The 15,042-nt window shown below is 62.5% G+C and carries 21 protein-coding genes; 15 read left to right on the top strand and 6 right to left on the bottom strand.

Annotated features, from left to right (window positions below):
- Positions 1 to 6: 6 nt before the first annotated feature.
- Positions 7 to 687 carry a hypothetical protein gene (locus tag AC1DWQ_RS20345; RefSeq protein WP_477671269.1) on the top strand — a complete coding sequence of 227 codons (681 nt, stop codon included), beginning with the start codon at positions 7 to 9 and terminating at the stop codon, positions 685 to 687.
- A gap of 40 nt (positions 688 to 727) precedes the next feature.
- On the opposite strand, the gene AC1DWQ_RS20340 is transcribed toward AC1DWQ_RS20345, so the two are convergent.
- A complete protein-coding gene (locus AC1DWQ_RS20340; protein WP_477671268.1) occupies positions 728 to 859 on the bottom strand; it encodes a hypothetical protein in 132 nt (43 codons plus the stop codon).
- 138 nt (positions 860 to 997) lie between these two features.
- The gene (locus AC1DWQ_RS20335; protein ID WP_477671267.1) at positions 998 to 1,402 is read right to left on the bottom strand and encodes a DUF3224 domain-containing protein; all 405 of its coding nucleotides are present in this window, start codon (positions 1,400 to 1,402) and stop codon (positions 998 to 1,000) included.
- Positions 1,403 to 1,675: 273 nt separating this feature from the next.
- Here AC1DWQ_RS20335 and AC1DWQ_RS20330 point away from each other — a divergent pair, with 273 nt between their 5' ends.
- Positions 1,676 to 2,878, top strand: a complete 1,203-nt coding sequence (locus AC1DWQ_RS20330; RefSeq protein ID WP_477671266.1) for a Y-family DNA polymerase — start codon at positions 1,676 to 1,678, stop codon at positions 2,876 to 2,878.
- Positions 2,879 to 2,885: 7 nt separating this feature from the next.
- Here the strand turns inward: AC1DWQ_RS20330 and AC1DWQ_RS20325 are convergent, their stop codons facing one another.
- Both AC1DWQ_RS20325 and AC1DWQ_RS20320 read right to left on the bottom strand, forming a co-directional pair.
- The gene (locus AC1DWQ_RS20325) at positions 2,886 to 3,404 is read right to left on the bottom strand and encodes a DUF1569 domain-containing protein (protein ID WP_477671265.1); all 519 of its coding nucleotides are present in this window, start codon (positions 3,402 to 3,404) and stop codon (positions 2,886 to 2,888) included.
- Positions 3,405 to 3,565: 161 nt separating this feature from the next.
- The gene (locus tag AC1DWQ_RS20320) at positions 3,566 to 4,000 is read right to left on the bottom strand and encodes a c-type cytochrome (protein WP_477671264.1); all 435 of its coding nucleotides are present in this window, start codon (positions 3,998 to 4,000) and stop codon (positions 3,566 to 3,568) included.
- Positions 4,001 to 4,246: 246 nt separating this feature from the next.
- Between AC1DWQ_RS20320 and AC1DWQ_RS20315 the strand changes: the two genes are divergently transcribed.
- Genes AC1DWQ_RS20315 through AC1DWQ_RS20305 form a run of 3 tightly spaced genes read left to right on the top strand, consistent with a single transcriptional unit; the run spans position 4,247 to position 6,324 of the window.
- Positions 4,247 to 5,167 carry a DUF3034 family protein gene (locus tag AC1DWQ_RS20315; protein WP_477671263.1) on the top strand — a complete coding sequence of 307 codons (921 nt, stop codon included), beginning with the start codon at positions 4,247 to 4,249 and terminating at the stop codon, positions 5,165 to 5,167.
- A 33-nt stretch (positions 5,168 to 5,200) separates the two neighbouring features.
- Positions 5,201 to 5,659: a group I truncated hemoglobin gene (locus tag AC1DWQ_RS20310; RefSeq protein WP_477671262.1), complete on the top strand. Its 459-nt coding sequence runs from the start codon at positions 5,201 to 5,203 to the stop codon at positions 5,657 to 5,659.
- A complete protein-coding gene (locus tag AC1DWQ_RS20305) occupies positions 5,656 to 6,324 on the top strand; it encodes a cupredoxin domain-containing protein (RefSeq protein WP_477671261.1) in 669 nt (222 codons plus the stop codon). The genes AC1DWQ_RS20310 and AC1DWQ_RS20305 overlap by 4 nt, the downstream gene beginning before the upstream one ends.
- A 19-nt stretch (positions 6,325 to 6,343) precedes the next feature.
- Here AC1DWQ_RS20305 and AC1DWQ_RS20300 read toward each other — a convergent pair whose 3' ends face one another.
- Both AC1DWQ_RS20300 and AC1DWQ_RS20295 read right to left on the bottom strand, forming a co-directional pair.
- On the bottom strand, positions 6,344 to 6,937 hold the full coding sequence (locus AC1DWQ_RS20300) for a hypothetical protein (protein ID WP_477671260.1): 594 nt from the start codon (positions 6,935 to 6,937) through the stop codon (positions 6,344 to 6,346).
- Positions 6,938 to 6,966: 29 nt separating this feature from the next.
- Positions 6,967 to 7,542 carry a DUF3455 domain-containing protein gene (locus AC1DWQ_RS20295; RefSeq protein WP_477671259.1) on the bottom strand — a complete coding sequence of 192 codons (576 nt, stop codon included), beginning with the start codon at positions 7,540 to 7,542 and terminating at the stop codon, positions 6,967 to 6,969.
- A 225-nt stretch (positions 7,543 to 7,767) separates the two neighbouring features.
- On the opposite strand from AC1DWQ_RS20295, the gene AC1DWQ_RS20290 reads away from it, so the two are divergent.
- From AC1DWQ_RS20290 to AC1DWQ_RS20245, 10 genes are all read left to right on the top strand, one after another.
- On the top strand, positions 7,768 to 8,382 hold the full coding sequence (locus AC1DWQ_RS20290) for an RNA polymerase sigma factor (protein WP_477671258.1): 615 nt from the start codon (positions 7,768 to 7,770) through the stop codon (positions 8,380 to 8,382).
- Positions 8,379 to 9,122: an anti-sigma factor gene (locus AC1DWQ_RS20285; protein ID WP_477671257.1), complete on the top strand. Its 744-nt coding sequence runs from the start codon at positions 8,379 to 8,381 to the stop codon at positions 9,120 to 9,122. Before AC1DWQ_RS20290 ends, AC1DWQ_RS20285 begins: the two co-directional genes overlap by 4 nt.
- 55 nt (positions 9,123 to 9,177) lie before the next feature.
- On the top strand, positions 9,178 to 9,930 hold the full coding sequence (locus AC1DWQ_RS20280; protein WP_477671256.1) for an alpha/beta hydrolase: 753 nt from the start codon (positions 9,178 to 9,180) through the stop codon (positions 9,928 to 9,930).
- Between the two features lie 32 nt (positions 9,931 to 9,962).
- Positions 9,963 to 10,637: a phytanoyl-CoA dioxygenase family protein gene (locus AC1DWQ_RS20275; RefSeq protein WP_477671255.1), complete on the top strand. Its 675-nt coding sequence runs from the start codon at positions 9,963 to 9,965 to the stop codon at positions 10,635 to 10,637.
- 49 nt (positions 10,638 to 10,686) lie between these two features.
- Entirely contained in the window at positions 10,687 to 11,520 is an 834-nt protein-coding gene (locus AC1DWQ_RS20270; protein WP_477671254.1) for a PhzF family phenazine biosynthesis protein, read from the top strand.
- Positions 11,521 to 11,612: 92 nt separating this feature from the next.
- Positions 11,613 to 12,701 carry a serine hydrolase domain-containing protein gene (locus AC1DWQ_RS20265; protein ID WP_457279458.1) on the top strand — a complete coding sequence of 363 codons (1,089 nt, stop codon included), beginning with the start codon at positions 11,613 to 11,615 and terminating at the stop codon, positions 12,699 to 12,701.
- Positions 12,702 to 12,888: 187 nt separating this feature from the next.
- Positions 12,889 to 13,359, top strand: a complete 471-nt coding sequence (locus AC1DWQ_RS20260) for a tetratricopeptide repeat protein (protein WP_477671253.1) — start codon at positions 12,889 to 12,891, stop codon at positions 13,357 to 13,359.
- 159 nt (positions 13,360 to 13,518) lie between these two features.
- Positions 13,519 to 13,896: a DUF6632 domain-containing protein gene (locus AC1DWQ_RS20255; RefSeq protein ID WP_477671252.1), complete on the top strand. Its 378-nt coding sequence runs from the start codon at positions 13,519 to 13,521 to the stop codon at positions 13,894 to 13,896.
- 122 nt (positions 13,897 to 14,018) lie between these two features.
- The gene (locus AC1DWQ_RS20250) at positions 14,019 to 14,597 is read left to right on the top strand and encodes a cupredoxin domain-containing protein (protein WP_477671251.1); all 579 of its coding nucleotides are present in this window, start codon (positions 14,019 to 14,021) and stop codon (positions 14,595 to 14,597) included.
- Between the two features lie 110 nt (positions 14,598 to 14,707).
- Complete coding sequence (locus tag AC1DWQ_RS20245) at positions 14,708 to 15,037, top strand: hypothetical protein (protein WP_477671250.1); 330 nt, start codon at positions 14,708 to 14,710, stop codon at positions 15,035 to 15,037.
- Positions 15,038 to 15,042 lie beyond the last annotated feature (5 nt).

The following is a 15,042-nucleotide window of genomic DNA, read 5'->3' as shown; positions in this document are numbered from 1 at the left end:
AACACCATGGCCTTCCTGGGACAAGCCGCCGTCGCCATGTGGTGGAACATGGCGGCTGAACACCGTGAAGAGTTCGAGCACTGGCATTCGCACGAACACTTTCCCGAGCGCATGGGCATCCCCGGTTTTCTGCGCGGCTCACGCTGGTCCAGCGTCGATAGCGCGGAAGGTTTTTTCGTGCTGTATGAACTGGAGGACTATGAGACCCTGACCTCTAGCGGCTACCTGGAACGCCTGAACAACCCGACGCCCTGGTCCACGAAGATGATGCCGCACCATAGGGACATGGTGAGAAGCCAGTGCCGTCTGCTGCACAGCGCGGGGGGCGGCATCGGCCGCCTTGCGCTGACCTTGCGGCTGTCGCCTGCAGAAGGCCGCGATGCCGAATTGTTAAGCCACTTCTCGGCAAGGGGAGCGGCATTCGTCAATCAGCCCGGTGGCGTCGCTTTCCATGTGTTGCGCACGGAAACACCACAGGCCGCCAGCACGAAGGAGCAGCAAATTCGCGGCGGCAAGGACAAGGCGGCCGACTGGGTCGTGGTCGCCGTCGCCTATGCAGCGTCGGCGCTGGACGCCCTGCAGCAGGAGGCGCTCGGCGAAGGTATCGAGCGCCACGGCGCCCAGCCCGGTGCGCTGGCCGGCCGCTACCAGCTGGCCTATGCTGCCAGCGCACATGACCTGAGTTGAGGACGGAAAGCGGCAGGTAAGTCTTTGGGTACCAAGCCGCTCAATAACCCAACGGAAACCACACACCGCGTTGTGTCACCACCCCTATATTGGGCCGCACGTGGTTCTCGTCCAGCGTGCTGACATCAACATCCGCAATCACGGAGCAGGCCGGCAACGACTGCTGAAACACGCGGTCCTTCAGTATTTGAACCGCGTCGTCATGGCTATAGGCAGTTACGCCACAACCAGCGCCCAATATGGAAAAGGGTGGGAGGTCTTCGAAAGAAAACCAGAATCGGTGAAGTTGAGGCACGCCTATTTCGCTCACTCAAGCCTGAGGCGATATCTCATAGTCCATCGCATACGAATGCTTGCCGTCGGCAATCTGGATGGTGAGCGTGCCGCTCAGGCCCGTGAGCTCGCCGGTGCCGGAATCAGGCACCACGTTCACCGCCAGCTGCGGCGCACCACGGTTCATGGTGCCGCTGTGCTGCAGAACAAAGCTGCCGCTTTTGCCGTGCAGCGTGCCCGTCACGCATTCCATCGCGACATAACCGGCCGAGCCTTTGACTGCCGTGCCGGCGCTCAGCATCTCGCCCTGGCTGGTGGCCTGCAGGTCGCCGCTGAAGGTCTTGTTGATGGACAGCCGGCCCATCAGCGGGCCGGCATCGGCATTCGCCAGCGATTGCGGCGCGAGCATGACTTCAAAACTTCCGGTGGCGTGGGAGGGCATGGCGTTTCACTTTCGACAAGAGGAGTGGGCAAGCCGGCCATGATGCCAGAGCGCCGCGCTTCCTGAGTGCCGTTTACGCCCGCTTACCGCTGCCCGAAAGGCCTGGCCGGCGCCGTACCAAGGAGCGCACGAGCCTTGCGGCTGAGCCGGCCAAATAGGGCCAAATCGTGTCGGGGCGACCGCGCGCAAGGCATTGCGAATTGCTATGCTTACCGGGTGAGCGCCCCGTTCCCCTCCCCCGCACCCAAAATCCGCCGCATTGCCCACCTCGACATGGACGCGTTTTTCGCCTCCGTCGAGTTGCTGCGCTACCCGCAGCTCAAGGGCCTGCCGGTCGTCATAGGCGGCGGCTGGCGCAAGGTTGACGAGGAGCTGCGGGCGGCGCAGGGCGAGCGCGCGCTGCGCTTCATTCCGGTGGAAAGTTTTCCGCTGCTGAAGGACTATGTGGGCCGCGGCGTCATCACCACCGCCACCTATGCGGCACGGCAGTTCGGCGTGGGCTCGGCCATGGGCATGATGAAGGCCGCCAGGCTGTGCCCGCAGGCCATTGTGCTGCCGGTCGATTTTTCGGAAATCCGCAAATACTCCCAGCTCTTCAAAAGCACCATCACCGACATCGCGCCGCTCATGCAGGACCGCGGCGTGGACGAGGTCTATATCGACTTCACCGACGTACCCGGCGGCCAGCGTGAAGGCGGGCGCGTGCTGGCCCGGCTCATCCAGAAAGCGATTTTTGAAAAGACGGGCCTGACCTGCTCCGTCGGCGTGGCGCCCAACAAGCTGCTGGCCAAGATGGCGAGTGAGTTCAACAAGCCCAACGGCATTTCCATCATTTACGAAACAGACCTGCAGGAAAAAATCTGGCCGCTGCACGTACGCAAGATCAACGGCATCGGCCCGAAGTCCGGCGACAAACTCGCGAAGCTCCATATTCACACCATCGGTGAGCTCGCCGCGCAAGACCCGCAATGGCTGATCGACAACTTCGGCAAGGCCACCGGCGCCTGGATGCACGAGGCTGCCTGGGGCCGCGACGACCGACCGGTGGTCACCGAGAGCGAACCCGTCAGCATGAGCCGCGAAACCACTTTTGACCGCGACCTGCATGCGGTGCGCGACAAGGCGACGCTGGGCGCCATCTTTACCGACCTGTGCGAACGGCTGGGCGAAGACCTGCAACGCAAGGGTTACGTGGCCAAAACCATCGGCATCAAGCTGCGCTACGACGACTTCAAGATCGCGACACGCGACCAGACCTCAGACACCTACACCGCGGACGGGAAAACCATCCGCCAGCTGGCGGGGCTGTGCCTCAAGCGGGTGCCGCTGGACAAAAAACTGCGCCTGCTCGGTGTTCGCGCTTCCACGCTGGCCAAGCCCGGCGAAGAGGGTATTTACGAACAAAAAGTGTCTGCAGCCCAATCAGGACATGCGCGAGCAGCTCCTGATTCAATAGCAACCGACCAGCTCTTCTAAGCAGTGCCTAGCGCGCTACCAGGACAATCTCATCCTGGTGGTTGGCGATATGGAAGGTATGCGCGAGTGAAAAATCAGCCTTGCTGAGCGCGCCGTAGGCAAAGTGCGGCTTGAGCGGGCCCTGGTGCCCAGCGAAGCGGGTAATGGCCGCGCGCAGCCGCGCCGACGCGGGCCGCCAGTCGCCCTCACGGCTGAGCGCCGCAGCACCCGGGATGGGCTCGCTCAGGCTGTGGCTCATTTGCCCGCGCCATTTGAAAAAGGCGAAAGCCGCAGCGCCCGCCGTGCTCTGGAACACCGCGCTTTTCGGCTGCGGAAAGCCGTCCAGGCTCATTTCCACGCTTTGCGCCATGTGCTCCAGCACCGACACCAGGGGCCATTGGCCGGTGGTTTTGACGCTGGCGGCCTGGTCAACCTTGTCCAGCCAGCGCAGCGCTTCATCCAGTGACTGGACTTTGGGCACATCGGCCATGGCAAATCCTCCGGTAAAAGCGAGTGTGGTGGTGGCCAGAAAGTCGCGTCGTTTCATGGCTGCGATGGTAGCAGTCCCCACAGGGCCCCATTTGCTGCGGCATCAGGGCGGACTGGCGTTTCTCTCATGGGCGGGCATGGAACAAAGAGTTTATGAAGAAAAGGCCTTCCAGGCAGGCAGGACTGGCGCAAGCAGCTCCTGAATTGATAGCAGCCTGTTCACTTCAGCGTAGCGAGGTATGCGATCAGGTCAGCACGCTCCGCCGCGCTTTCCACCTGAAAGCCCATGCGCTGGCCGGCCACCAGCTGCTCGGGGTCTTCCAGCCACGCGTTGAGGGTTTGCGGCGTCCAGCGCAATCGCGAGCGCGCCAGTTCGTCCGAATATTTGTACCCAGGCAGGCTGCCCACGCGGCGGCCCATCACACCGCGGTGCGCGGGCCCGATCTTGTTGCTGTCGACGGCATGGCATGCCGTACAGCGCGCCTGGTACAGGGCCAGGCCGCGCGCCACGTTGCCGGGCGGCGGCGTGACCCATTCGCGTCCGGACGCCGTTTGGGCCCATAACGGGGCACCGCTCACGCCAAAGAGCGTCAGTGCCGCCACGGTACTAAAAAGATGACGCGCATTGCGCATGAACAGGGAACAAGCAGGCATTCGGCACTCCAGACACTGGTTTTGACGGGTGGGAAAGCCATGCAATCTGCCAGGCCATCCCGCAAGCTGTTCTGAATACGTTGACGGCCGGCCCGCGGATTCAGCCTTTCGAAGAGCGACCCCGCTTCTTTTCGCATCTTTTTTTCGTTTCATTGAATCCAGTGAATCCGGTTTTCCGTATTCCACACAGGTTCACTTCCATTGACGCCGGCAACCGGCTTTTTCCTTTCCACCCACAGGATCACCATGCGCCACTCCGTATCACCCCCCCTGATTGCCAGCCTGCTCACCCTGCTTTGCGCCGGCGCCCACGCCGACACCGGCAAACTGCTGCTGACCGGCGGTGTCAGCACCATTGAAGGCGCGGCCGGCGGCGGCCTCACGCCCTGGGCCGTCATCGGCAGCAACGCCACGGCGGGCGAAATTGGCGGCTCTGCCTACGTCACCCACGCCGGCACCACCGACTACGGCCTGAATGTGTACGGCGCGGCCGTCGGCATCCATGACCGCTACGAGCTGTCGATTGCGCAGCAGGACTTCAACACCCGCGGCACCGGCGTGGCCCTGGGCCTGCCCGGGCTGCACCTGAAACAGACCATCGTGGGCGCCAAGGTTCGCGTGCTGGGCGATGCCGTCCTGGACAGCGACACGCTGATGCCGCAGGTGGCAGTGGGCGTGCAGTACAAGACGCTGGGCTCCACCGGGCTGGACCCTACGCTCACCGCACTGGGCGCCAAACGCCACGGCGTGGATGTGTATGTCAGCGCCACCAAACTCTTCCTGGGCCAGAGCCTGCTGCTCAACGGCACGCTGCGCGCAACCAAGGCCAACCAGAACGGCCTGCTGGGCTATGGCGCCACGCTGGGCGGCAGCGAAGACAAGTACACGCTGCAACCGGAATTCTCGGTGGCTTACCTGCTCAGCAAAAACATCGCCATCGGCGCCGAATACCGTTTTATGCGCAACAAGCTCGAGGGCGCCGGCCGCGCGGCCGGCCTGGGCAACGGCCTGCGCTCTGAAGACTGGAAAGACATCTTTATTGCCTGGGCACCGACCAAAAACCTTTCGCTCACGCTGGCGTATGTGGACCTGGGCGTGATCGTGCCTGCCACCACCGGCAGCCGGAAGCAGACCGGGTACTACCTCTCGGCCCAGGTCGCTTTTTAAGCCCGACGAATCACCCCTTCAAGGAACCGCCCCATGAAAAACCCTTTTGTTTCTTTTGCCCTCGCGGCAAGCCTGTTGACGGCCGGCGCAGCATTTGCCCAGACGGCACCCAAAGACGACCAGCTTTACAAGGCCTTCGGTGAGAAAGCCGGCCTGGTCGCGCTGATGGACGACTTCATGGTTCGCCTGCTGGCCGACCCGCGCACCGGGCCGCATTTCAAGCCCTCCAACCAGCAGCGCGTGAAAGAGCAGCTGGTGGACCAGCTCTGCGCCCTGAGCGGCGGCCCCTGCATTTACAAGGGCGCAGACATGAAGAGCGCGCATGCCAACCTTGATATCAAAAAATCGGACTTCCACGCCCTGGTGGAGGTGCTTCAGCAAAGCATGGACGCCAGGGGCGTCCCTTTTCGCAAACAGAATGAAATGCTGGCACTGCTGGCCCCGATGAACCGGGACATCATCACGCCCCCTGAAACGGCGGTCAAACCATGAAAAAAGCGATCCAGCTCACAGCAATTAGCGCGCTCTTCGCCTTCGGCGCAGGGGTTCATGCGGCCAGTCTCACGGTGTCGGTGCTCGACAAAGACGGCAAACCGGTGCCGGATGCCGTGGTCGTGGTGGCACCCGCCAACAAAAGCGCCCAGCCCAGGACGCCGCTGGCCGCGCAGGCCACCATTCACCAGGAAAAGATGCAGTTTGTTCCCGCAGTGACGGTGGTGCCCGTGGGGGCAAAAATTCAGTTTGTGAACAACGACCCCTGGGACCACCACGTGCGCAGCTCACCTGCCGGCATGGGCCAGTTCAACGCGACGAATGCCGGCTTCGAACTGCGGCTGGAAGGCAAGCCCGACGGAAAACCGGGCAAGTCCAGCGAGGTGACGCTGGACAAGGCCGGCGTTGTCGGGGCCACCTTGCTGGGCTGTTTTATCCATGGCTCGATGCGCGGCTATATCTACGCCAGTGAATCCCCCTGGGCGGCCAAAACCAGCCCGGAAGGCATCGCGAGTTTTGAGGACCTGCCTGAGGGTGCCGCGCAGCTGAAAGTCTGGCACCCCGACCAGCTGGTGGACATCGCGCCGCAGCAGGTCACGGTGGGCCCCGTGCCGGCCAAAAGCGTCATGCAGCTCACGGTGGTGCCGCGAAGGCGCAGGTCTTGAACGGCCGGCCCCGAGGTTTTTAGCGCCGGCTGTCGTCCTTCTGGGAATCAGGCTCCAGCGGCGACAGGTCGGACGAATAGACCCGGTCGCCGATATGCAGCGCCCGCCCCTTCTCCCAGGCGGCTTCAAAGGCCGCGAGTTCTTCAGCCGTGGCGCGCTCCCGGCGTTGTACCGGTGGCGGTGGGCTGGCCGCATCCTGGCTCGCGGGCAAGGAGACGGGCCGGCTGGGCGCGAAGGCCTGAATCTGCTCATTGATCTGCCAGTACACACCGCTGACCAGCAGGTTGTAACGCGCAGCGGCATTTTTGGCGATAGCCGCACCCACCTCGACCAGCCGGGCCGGCCCACCTTCCCGGTTGTCCAGGAAGTCGGTGGAAAGGTCCACCAGCACCATGTACTGGTGGCCTCGCTTGTCGTTACGCACCACGCGGAATTTGTAGCTGGCCGACAAAATTCCGTGGGCCTGCATCGTGACCTTGATGGCCTCGAACAGCATCTCGCGCCGAAACGCCATGCGCTCGTCAAGGTTCATCTTGACCGGACCCGTCTCAGGCCCCGTGGCATCGTGCTTGGGACTCTTGCTGGCGCTGAAAAGGTTCTTGAGCACGGACATGTCAGGCCTCGCTTCCTCTGGCTTTTGGGTCAGGCTTTTTGGGCGGTGAAAAACACGTAGTCGGCGGTATAGCCTTCCTTGACGCGTTTGCCCGCATCGGCCGGCGCGGTGCAGCCTTTGGCCGGCGCATTGCCGCCCTCGGTGTTCAGGCGCTGCACGCTGGTGACGGTGGCCATCTTGCCGGGCATGCCGGCGGATTTGGCCGTCAGCAATAGCAATGGGATGTCGGCGGGACGCTCGCCGTCGGCGCGCGCTTTTACCGTGCCCACGGTTTTGCTGCCGTCCAGCGCGGTCCAGTTCGGGCCGGCGCCATGCGTGCCGACTTTTTCGTCTTTCTGGTTGAAGAGGTCCGCTTCTGGCGCAACAAACACCCAGGCCCAGCCCTTGTCGCCGGAGCGGCATTCGTAGATCTGCGAGCCCACCGCGTGCCAGGTGAAGGCCACGCGTTCGCCGTCGGCCGGCTTGAGCGCGGCGGGCACCGGCTTGGCATCCATTGGTGCGGCCGGGCCACCGGCGCAGGCGCTTAGCAGCAGTCCAGTACACAACGCGGCAGCGGCAAGGCCTGCGTGAAGCCTGGGTTGGGTGGCGGTTGCTATCGGTGTCATGGCGATCTCCTGAGAGGAGTCCTGCAAATATTGACAGGTCTCCGGGTTAAAAGAAAGTAAAAAAGTCCCAACAACCACATGGCGGAAGGGGGCGTGGGCCGGCGCGGCGCCCGGCCTACCAGGGACAAACGACAGCAAGCGCCGATTGGATGCAGGTTTTTCTGAGAAAAATGCCATAGTCGGGGAAGATTTGCCGCTTGGGCGTAACTCCCTATACTCAGCCGCATGAAACTGGCCCCCGACACGGACACCCGCAGCCTGCAGGCGCTGATTGCCGGCGCAGGGCAAGGCGACCACGCCTGCTTTGCGCAGGTCTATGAACGCACCCACACGCATCTGTTTGGCGTTGCCGTACGTATATTGGGACAAGGACACGCGGCCGAAGATGTGCTGCAAGAGGCTTACGTGAGCATCTGGAAAAATGCCACCGGCTACCGCAGTGAGGTAGACGGGCAAACCATTCAACCCATGACGTGGCTGATTGCCATCGTCCGCAACAAGGCGCTGGACGCCCTGCGCTCCCGCACGCGCCGCAAGGAAAGCGAGTTGCCCGACTCCGGTGATGTGGATGAGGAAGACACCGAAACCACCGCCACACCCACCCCCAGCGCCATGCAGCTGCTGGAACAGGCCACCGAGGCCCTGCACATCGAAGGCTGCATGAGCGCACTGGAAGGCAGCTACCGCCAAAGCCTGGCGCTGGCCTACTACCAGGGCATGTCACATACCGAAGTGGCCGCACAAATGGGCGCGCCGCTGGGCTCGGTGAAAGCCTGGATACGGCGCGGACTCGAAAAACTCAAGGGCTGCCTGGCGGCGCAAGGGGTGGTGGCGTCATGAGATATTCCAGCCCCGAATTGCTCGAACACCTCGCATCGGCCTATGTGCTGGGTACGCTGCAAGATGGCGCGCGCCGCCGCTTTGAGCGCCTGCAGCGCGACCGTGCTGATGTGCGCGTGCGCGTCACACAATGGGAGGCCCGGCTGGGTCAACTCGCCATGTCGGTGCCGGCGCACAAACCGTCTCCCAGGGTGTGGGCTGCGATCGCCGCACGCACCAAACCTGCGGCGCCGCAACAGGCGCCGCAAACAAAACCGTCCTGGCTGGGCTGGCTCAAACCTGCTGGTTTCGGCTTCGGCGGCCTGGCCGCGGGCGTGATCGCGGCAAGCGTGTTTTTTGTCGCCATGCCCACCCTGTTCATGTCCAGCGACCAGATCGCGATGCGCTCCGGCGAAAGGCTGCCGCAAAGCTATGTGGGCCTGCTCACCGACGCCCAGGGCAACGGCAAGCTGCTGGCCAGTTCGCTGCGCCACGGCAAGACCATGACAGTCAAGGTCATAGGCCCGATCACACCACCTGCCACCGGAACCCTGGTGCTGTGGGCGGTGCCGGCCAATGGCCCGGCGTTCTCGCTGGGCGCCGTGCCTACAAGCGGATCGGCGGTTTCCATGCTGCCCGACACCTCGGAAAAGCTGCTGTCCAAAGTCAGCAAGCTGGTGGTAACGCTGGAGACCAGCGCCACACCCGCCAGCCCGAGCGGAACCGTGGTGTTCAGCGGCAATTGCGCCAAGCTGTGGTGAGCGGGCCGGCATCCGGGCTTTGCGACATCCATTCCCTTCATTTATGGCACGTGCAATGACGTTTTTTTTGATCGCCCTTGTGCTCGCTTACCTGGGCATCTGCGCGGCGTTGTTTGCGTTTCAGCGTTCGCTGATCTACTTCCCGCAGCCGAGGTCATGGGGCGGCCCGGCCACGACGCTTCACCTCCAGACACCCGACGCGGCGCTCGTGGTCACCGCCCGGCAAACGGCCGGGCCCAAGGCCATCATTTACTTCGGGGGCAATGCCGAAGACGTTTCGCCGAATTTGCCGTCTTTCTCGGAAGCTTTTCCAGGCCATGCCCTCTACCTGCTTCACTACCGCGGTTATGGCGGAAGCACCGGAAACCCCACCGAGGCGGCGCTTCAAAGCGACGCCCTGGCCTTGTTCGACCATGTCAGCCGGATGCATTCGGATGTCACTGTGGTTGGCAGGAGTCTGGGTTCAGGCGTTGCGGTCTGGGTGGCCAGCCAGCGGCCGGCGTCGCGCCTGATTCTGGTGACGCCCTACAACAGCATCGAGGAACTGGCAGCGAAGCGCTTTCCCTGGTTTCCCATCCCCTGGCTTCTTGTCGATAAATTCGAGTCCTGGAAGTACGCGGCCAAAGTCACCGTGCCCACGCTGCTGATTTCGGCCGAATACGATGAAGTCATTCCGAAAGCCAGCACCGACCAGTTGCACGCGCACTTCAAGAATGGCACAGCGGTGCTGAAGATGCTGCCCGGAACCTCCCACAACACGGTCTCGCAGCATCCCCAGTACCTTTTGCTGTTTCAGTCGATGCTGTGAGCATTCAACCCCTCTTTGCAAAACAAGCCGGGATGGACCACGCCGCATTCACCACGCAGGGCTTCGCACTTGTTCCGCAGGTGCTGACTGCCGCCCAGTGTGAATCGGCCGCTTCGCGCCTTGCCGGGATTTCCGCCAACTCGGCGGGAACACGTTGCCTGCTGTCGGAGGCCTGGTGCCAGGCGCTCGCAGCAAGAGTGCGCCGGCACGTGTCAATGGCCCCCTTGGTTCCGGCCGGTTTTGCGGCTGTGCAATGCACCTACTTCGAGAAGTCGGCGTCGCGCAACTGGCTGGTTCCGGTGCACCAGGACCTGAGCATTCCAGTGGCAGATCACGTAGAGCACGCGAGCCTGAGTGGCTGGTCCAGGAAGGAAGGCATTCTTTATGTCCAGCCGCCTGCCGAGGTGCTGGAGCAGCTGGTGGCGGTGCGTTTGCACATCGATGCCTGCGGCCCGGGGGACGGTCCACTGCGGGTGGTTCCGGGGTCACACCTGTACGGCCGCATGCAGGCGAAGGACGCCGCAGCAGCCCGCCAGGCCCAAACCGGGTTCACCTGCACGGCCGGGCAAGGCAGCGCGATGGCCATGCGCCCGCTGCTGCTGCATGCTTCGTCCAGATCCACCAGCGGCAACATGCGCAGGGTGCTGCATTTTTTGTTCGGCCCGCGAGCATTGCCTTTCGGCCTGCGGTGGCAGCGCGCAATATGAATTGCGCCGGACAGGCAAGCAGCCCGCCTTCCATTTCACAAGGAAAACGATGAGTGTCTTGAAGATTGCAGCCTTTTCTGACGGAAACACCGGCGGCAACCCCGCCGGCGTGATGATCGCCGGCCAATTTCCGGATGACCGTGAGATGCAGCGGATCGCTGCGGAGCTTGGCTTCTCGGAAACAGTTTTTGCCGTTGCAAGCGGCGCCGGCTGGCGGGTGCGCTATTTCTCGCCGGAATCCGAAGTGCCCTTCTGCGGCCATGCAACGATAGCCCTGGGCGCAGCACTGGCCCTTCAGCATGGCGATGGCGTGTTTGCGCTGACCCTGAACCAGGCCAGCATCACGGTTGAAGGCCGGCGCAACGGGGAGACGATCACCGCCGCGCTGCAATCGCCGCCCACGCGCAGCCAGGCTGCCCCACAGCCGCTGGTGCTGGCCACCCTGGCGCTGTTCGGCTACACACCGGATGACCTGGACCCGCGCATTGCCCCCGCGCTCGCCCATGGCGGCGCAGACCATCTGGTACTGGTTCTGAAGAGCCGCGACAAACTGGCGACCATGCAATATGACCTGGACACGGGCCGCGAGTTGATGAACAAGGCGGGGCTGGTGACCATCCTGCTGGCCCATGCGCAAACTCCCCGGTTTTTTCACACCCGGAATCCGTTTGCTTCGGGCGGCGTGTATGAAGACCCCGCCACAGGTGCAGCCACAGCCGCTTTTGCAGGCTACCTGCGCGACCTGAAGTGGCCGCACGGCGGCGCCATCGATATCGTGCAGGGTGAAGACATGGGCATGCGCTCGTGCTTGCGCGCCGAAATTCCACCCAACCCCGGCGCCTCGATCAAGGTGTCAGGGACAGCGCGGGTCATGCACGACTGAGTTTGCCGTGCCCGCGAGAAACATCTCGCCTGGCACCAGAAGGCTCTTTGGTTTGGCGATTGATACAACCTTGCGCAAAGATTTGACCAAGAATGAAGCATTTTTTTCTTGCCTCCGTCACGGCCTTGCTGGTTTCGATGCCGGCAGCCGGATGGGCAACAACGCCGGCAGCCCCTGCGCCCGTCTTTCCGGCGAAGGCGTGGGAACCCATTTCCCCCACTTCACTAAGCCCCGCGTGTCATGAGCGCCTGGATGCTGCACGCGACTACTTGCGAACCCTTGATTCCACCGCAGTTCTGGCAGTGCAGGACGGCCGGGTGTTGTTCAGCTATGGCCCCGTCGATACCGTCAGCATCGTGTTTTCGGCTCGCAAAAGTGTGCTGGCGATGCTGTATGGGAAATATGTCGCAGATGGCACGATCGATCTGGAGAAAACACTGGCCGACCTCGACATTGACGACCTGGGTGGTCTATTGCCTCTGGAGCGCCAGGCAAAGTTGCGCCACCTTCTGACCGCGCGCTCTGGCGTCTATCACCCGGCGGCCAACACAGGCGATGACCTGGCATCGGCGCCACCGCGCGGCTCACAAGTGCCCGGCACTTATTTTCTGTACAACAACTGGGATTTCAACGCTGCGGGCACAGTCTTCGAGGCGCTGACAAATCGCAGCATCTACCGCACATTCGCGGACGATCTTGCGACGCCGCTGCAGCTTGAAGACTTCGACCTCGCTCGTCACCAGCGCACCGGGGACCTTACAAAGTCCCGGCACGCCGCCTATCATTTTTTCTTGTCAACCAGAGACATGGCGCGGCTGGGCTACTTGATGCTCCAACACGGCAATTGGCGCGGCCAGCAACTCATTCCCCCAGAATGGGCCACTCGAATCACCACACCCGTCACCGCGGCCGCGCAAATGCATCCGGCGCGCACGGCCAGCCGTCACTTTGGCTACAGCTACCTTTGGTGGACGCTGGAAGAGCCGGCCGATTCGCCACTAAGTGGCGCTTACATGGCCTGGGGCGTCCATGGGCAATACATCCTCGTGGTACCAAAGCACCGCATGGTCATCGCTCACAAGCGTCAAGTCCCTGTATCCGGCGACTGGAACGTGAGCTGGGTCAAACCGGGCGACTTTTTGACCGCGGTAAAAATGCTGACTTCAGCGCCCTGCCAGTGATCCCACGGCTGCCCAGCTTTCCCCATCAGATGAGAAATCAGCGAGCCTGCCATCGATCAAGCGCAGCCGCCGTGGTGTTTACAAATAAATTACAACTCGCCCTGCATCCGTTTTCCCTGTCATACCGTTTGTATAAGGTGCTGGTTTGCAGCGCGTTTCAATCAACTGATATCTCAAGGAGCCCGACATGAACACTTTTTCCATCCGCAACTTGGTCGCATTGCCCGTCATCGCCCTGGCCCTGGCCGGTGCAGCGTTGGCAGCCGACATCGAAACCACGCCAGCCAAAAACGCCCAGGTCGACGACTTCGCGGCGGGTAAAAAAGCCATCAGCGCCAAGAACTGGTCGGAGGCCGTGAGCAGCTTTAACAAGGTGGTGGCCAAGGACCCGAAAAATGCCGACGCCTACAACTACCTCGGCTATTCCAACCGCTGGATGGGCAAGTACGACGATGCCTTTGCCGCCTATGGCAAGGCGCTGGCGCTGGACCCCAAGCACAAGGGCGCGCTGGAATACTCGGGCATTGCCTATCTGAAGACCAACCAGAAAGCCCAGGCCGACGCGCAGCTGGCCAAGCTGCAGGCGATTTGCGCCACCTGCGAAGAAACCCGCGACCTGGCGAAGGCTGTGGCCGAGTACAAACCGGCTGCCAAGTAAACCGCCCTTGAACCGGACTGCCATTGCGGTGCCATGCGCGCTGCAATGGTTTCTTGTTGCCGTTCACCCCCAGGCCATGCCTCACGGGCTCTCACCTCCAGCGCACACGAGAGCAGGTTTCCGAAATGCGCGATTTCTGATGATCCGAAAGAGACAACAATGACTGACGCTGATCGCATCAAATACCTGCGCATTGCCCTGGTGCTGATAGGGGTGACGTTCACTTTCGGCTTGTGGCCGCTCACCGTCGTCTGGCCTTCAGGCTGGTCGTGGCATGCGGAAGGGCGTTCGTATTACCTGGAGATGATCCTCGCCCTTTATGCAACGCTGGGGATCTTCCTCATGCTCGCCGCCCGTAACCCTCTCTTGCACCGCAGCCTCATCTGGTTTACCGTCTGGTCCAGCATTGCACACGGCGGGGTGATGGCAGTTCAGTCGTTTCAGGGCCACCACAACATGGGGCACCTCTGGGGTGATGTCCTGGCGCTGTTCGCGGTGGCGGCTGTGCTGGCATTGCTGACTCCCCGCGAAGGTTAAGCCGAAAGAATCCCATGCCCAAGCTTATACGCCCTGCTTCCCGGATACTGCCATCTGCTCTGTTTTTCATAGCTGCTTGCGCACTACCCATATGGTCTGCAGCCGGAAACATTTCCATTCAAGTGCTCGACAAGGAAGGCAAGCCGGCGCCGGACGCCGTAGTCGTCGTGGTGCCTTCCGCCAAAACCGGGGCGCCCCAAAGCCCTTTGCCCGCCCAGGTGACGATCTACCAGGAAAAGATGCGTTTTGTGCCGGCAGTCAGCGTGGTGGCGCTGGGCGCCAAGGCCCAGTTCGTCAACAACGATCCGTGGGAACACCATGTGCGCGGCTCGGCCGCCGGCGCAGCGCAGTTCAACGCAACGCCGGGCGAGGGGTTCGAGCTCCGGCTCGACGGCAAGCCCGAAAGCAAACCTGCCAAAACCGCTGATGCCACTTTCAACAAGGCCGGCGCCGTGCTGCTGGGCTGCCACATTCACGGCTCGATGCGCGGCCATGTGTACGTAAGCGAGTCGCCCTGGGCCGTGCTGACAGGCGCCGACGGCGTAGCGCAGGTCGAGCAGTTGCCCGAAGGCGCTGCGCAGATCAAGGTCTGGCATGCCGACCAGTTGATCGACATCGCCCCGCAGGCCTATACCGTGACCGCGTCGCCCGGCAAGCTCACGCTGCAGCTGAGCGTGGTGCCGCGCCGCCGCCGGATTTAGCCGGCCGTATCCAGAAACCTTTCGAGGCTTTTTTTGCTTCTTTCAGGCCTTTCGGGCCGTTGACAGAAGCTTTCACGAAACTTACATTGAAGCTTCCGCACGGAGGCTTTATGTCTGACCCCTCTGACCCGTCCAAGGCATCACTACCTGCCCGGTCGCCGTACTGGCACCCCATCACGCTGGCACAGTTGCAACGCGTCAAGGACTGGCGCGAGGCGCAGCGAGCGGCGCACCCGCTTGAATGCCAGCTCTGGGAGATAGTGCTGACGGCCTGGGTGATGGGCTGGATGGGCTGGCTGCCGGCCTTTACCTTTGAGGCGGCCTGGGCCTACCCGCTGTGCGTGCTCGGCACACTGGCGCCGCGAATGTATGTCTATGTTCGGGCACGGGCGCACATTGCGCGGCGTCTCAGGTGTGACTGGCTGGACCTTGTGGCATAGAGAAG

The sequence above is a fragment of the Polaromonas sp. P2_G11 genome (genome assembly GCF_056403595.1).
Note: the sequence above shows the minus strand (reverse complement) of the source record. Positions and strands in the feature narration are given on the sequence as shown.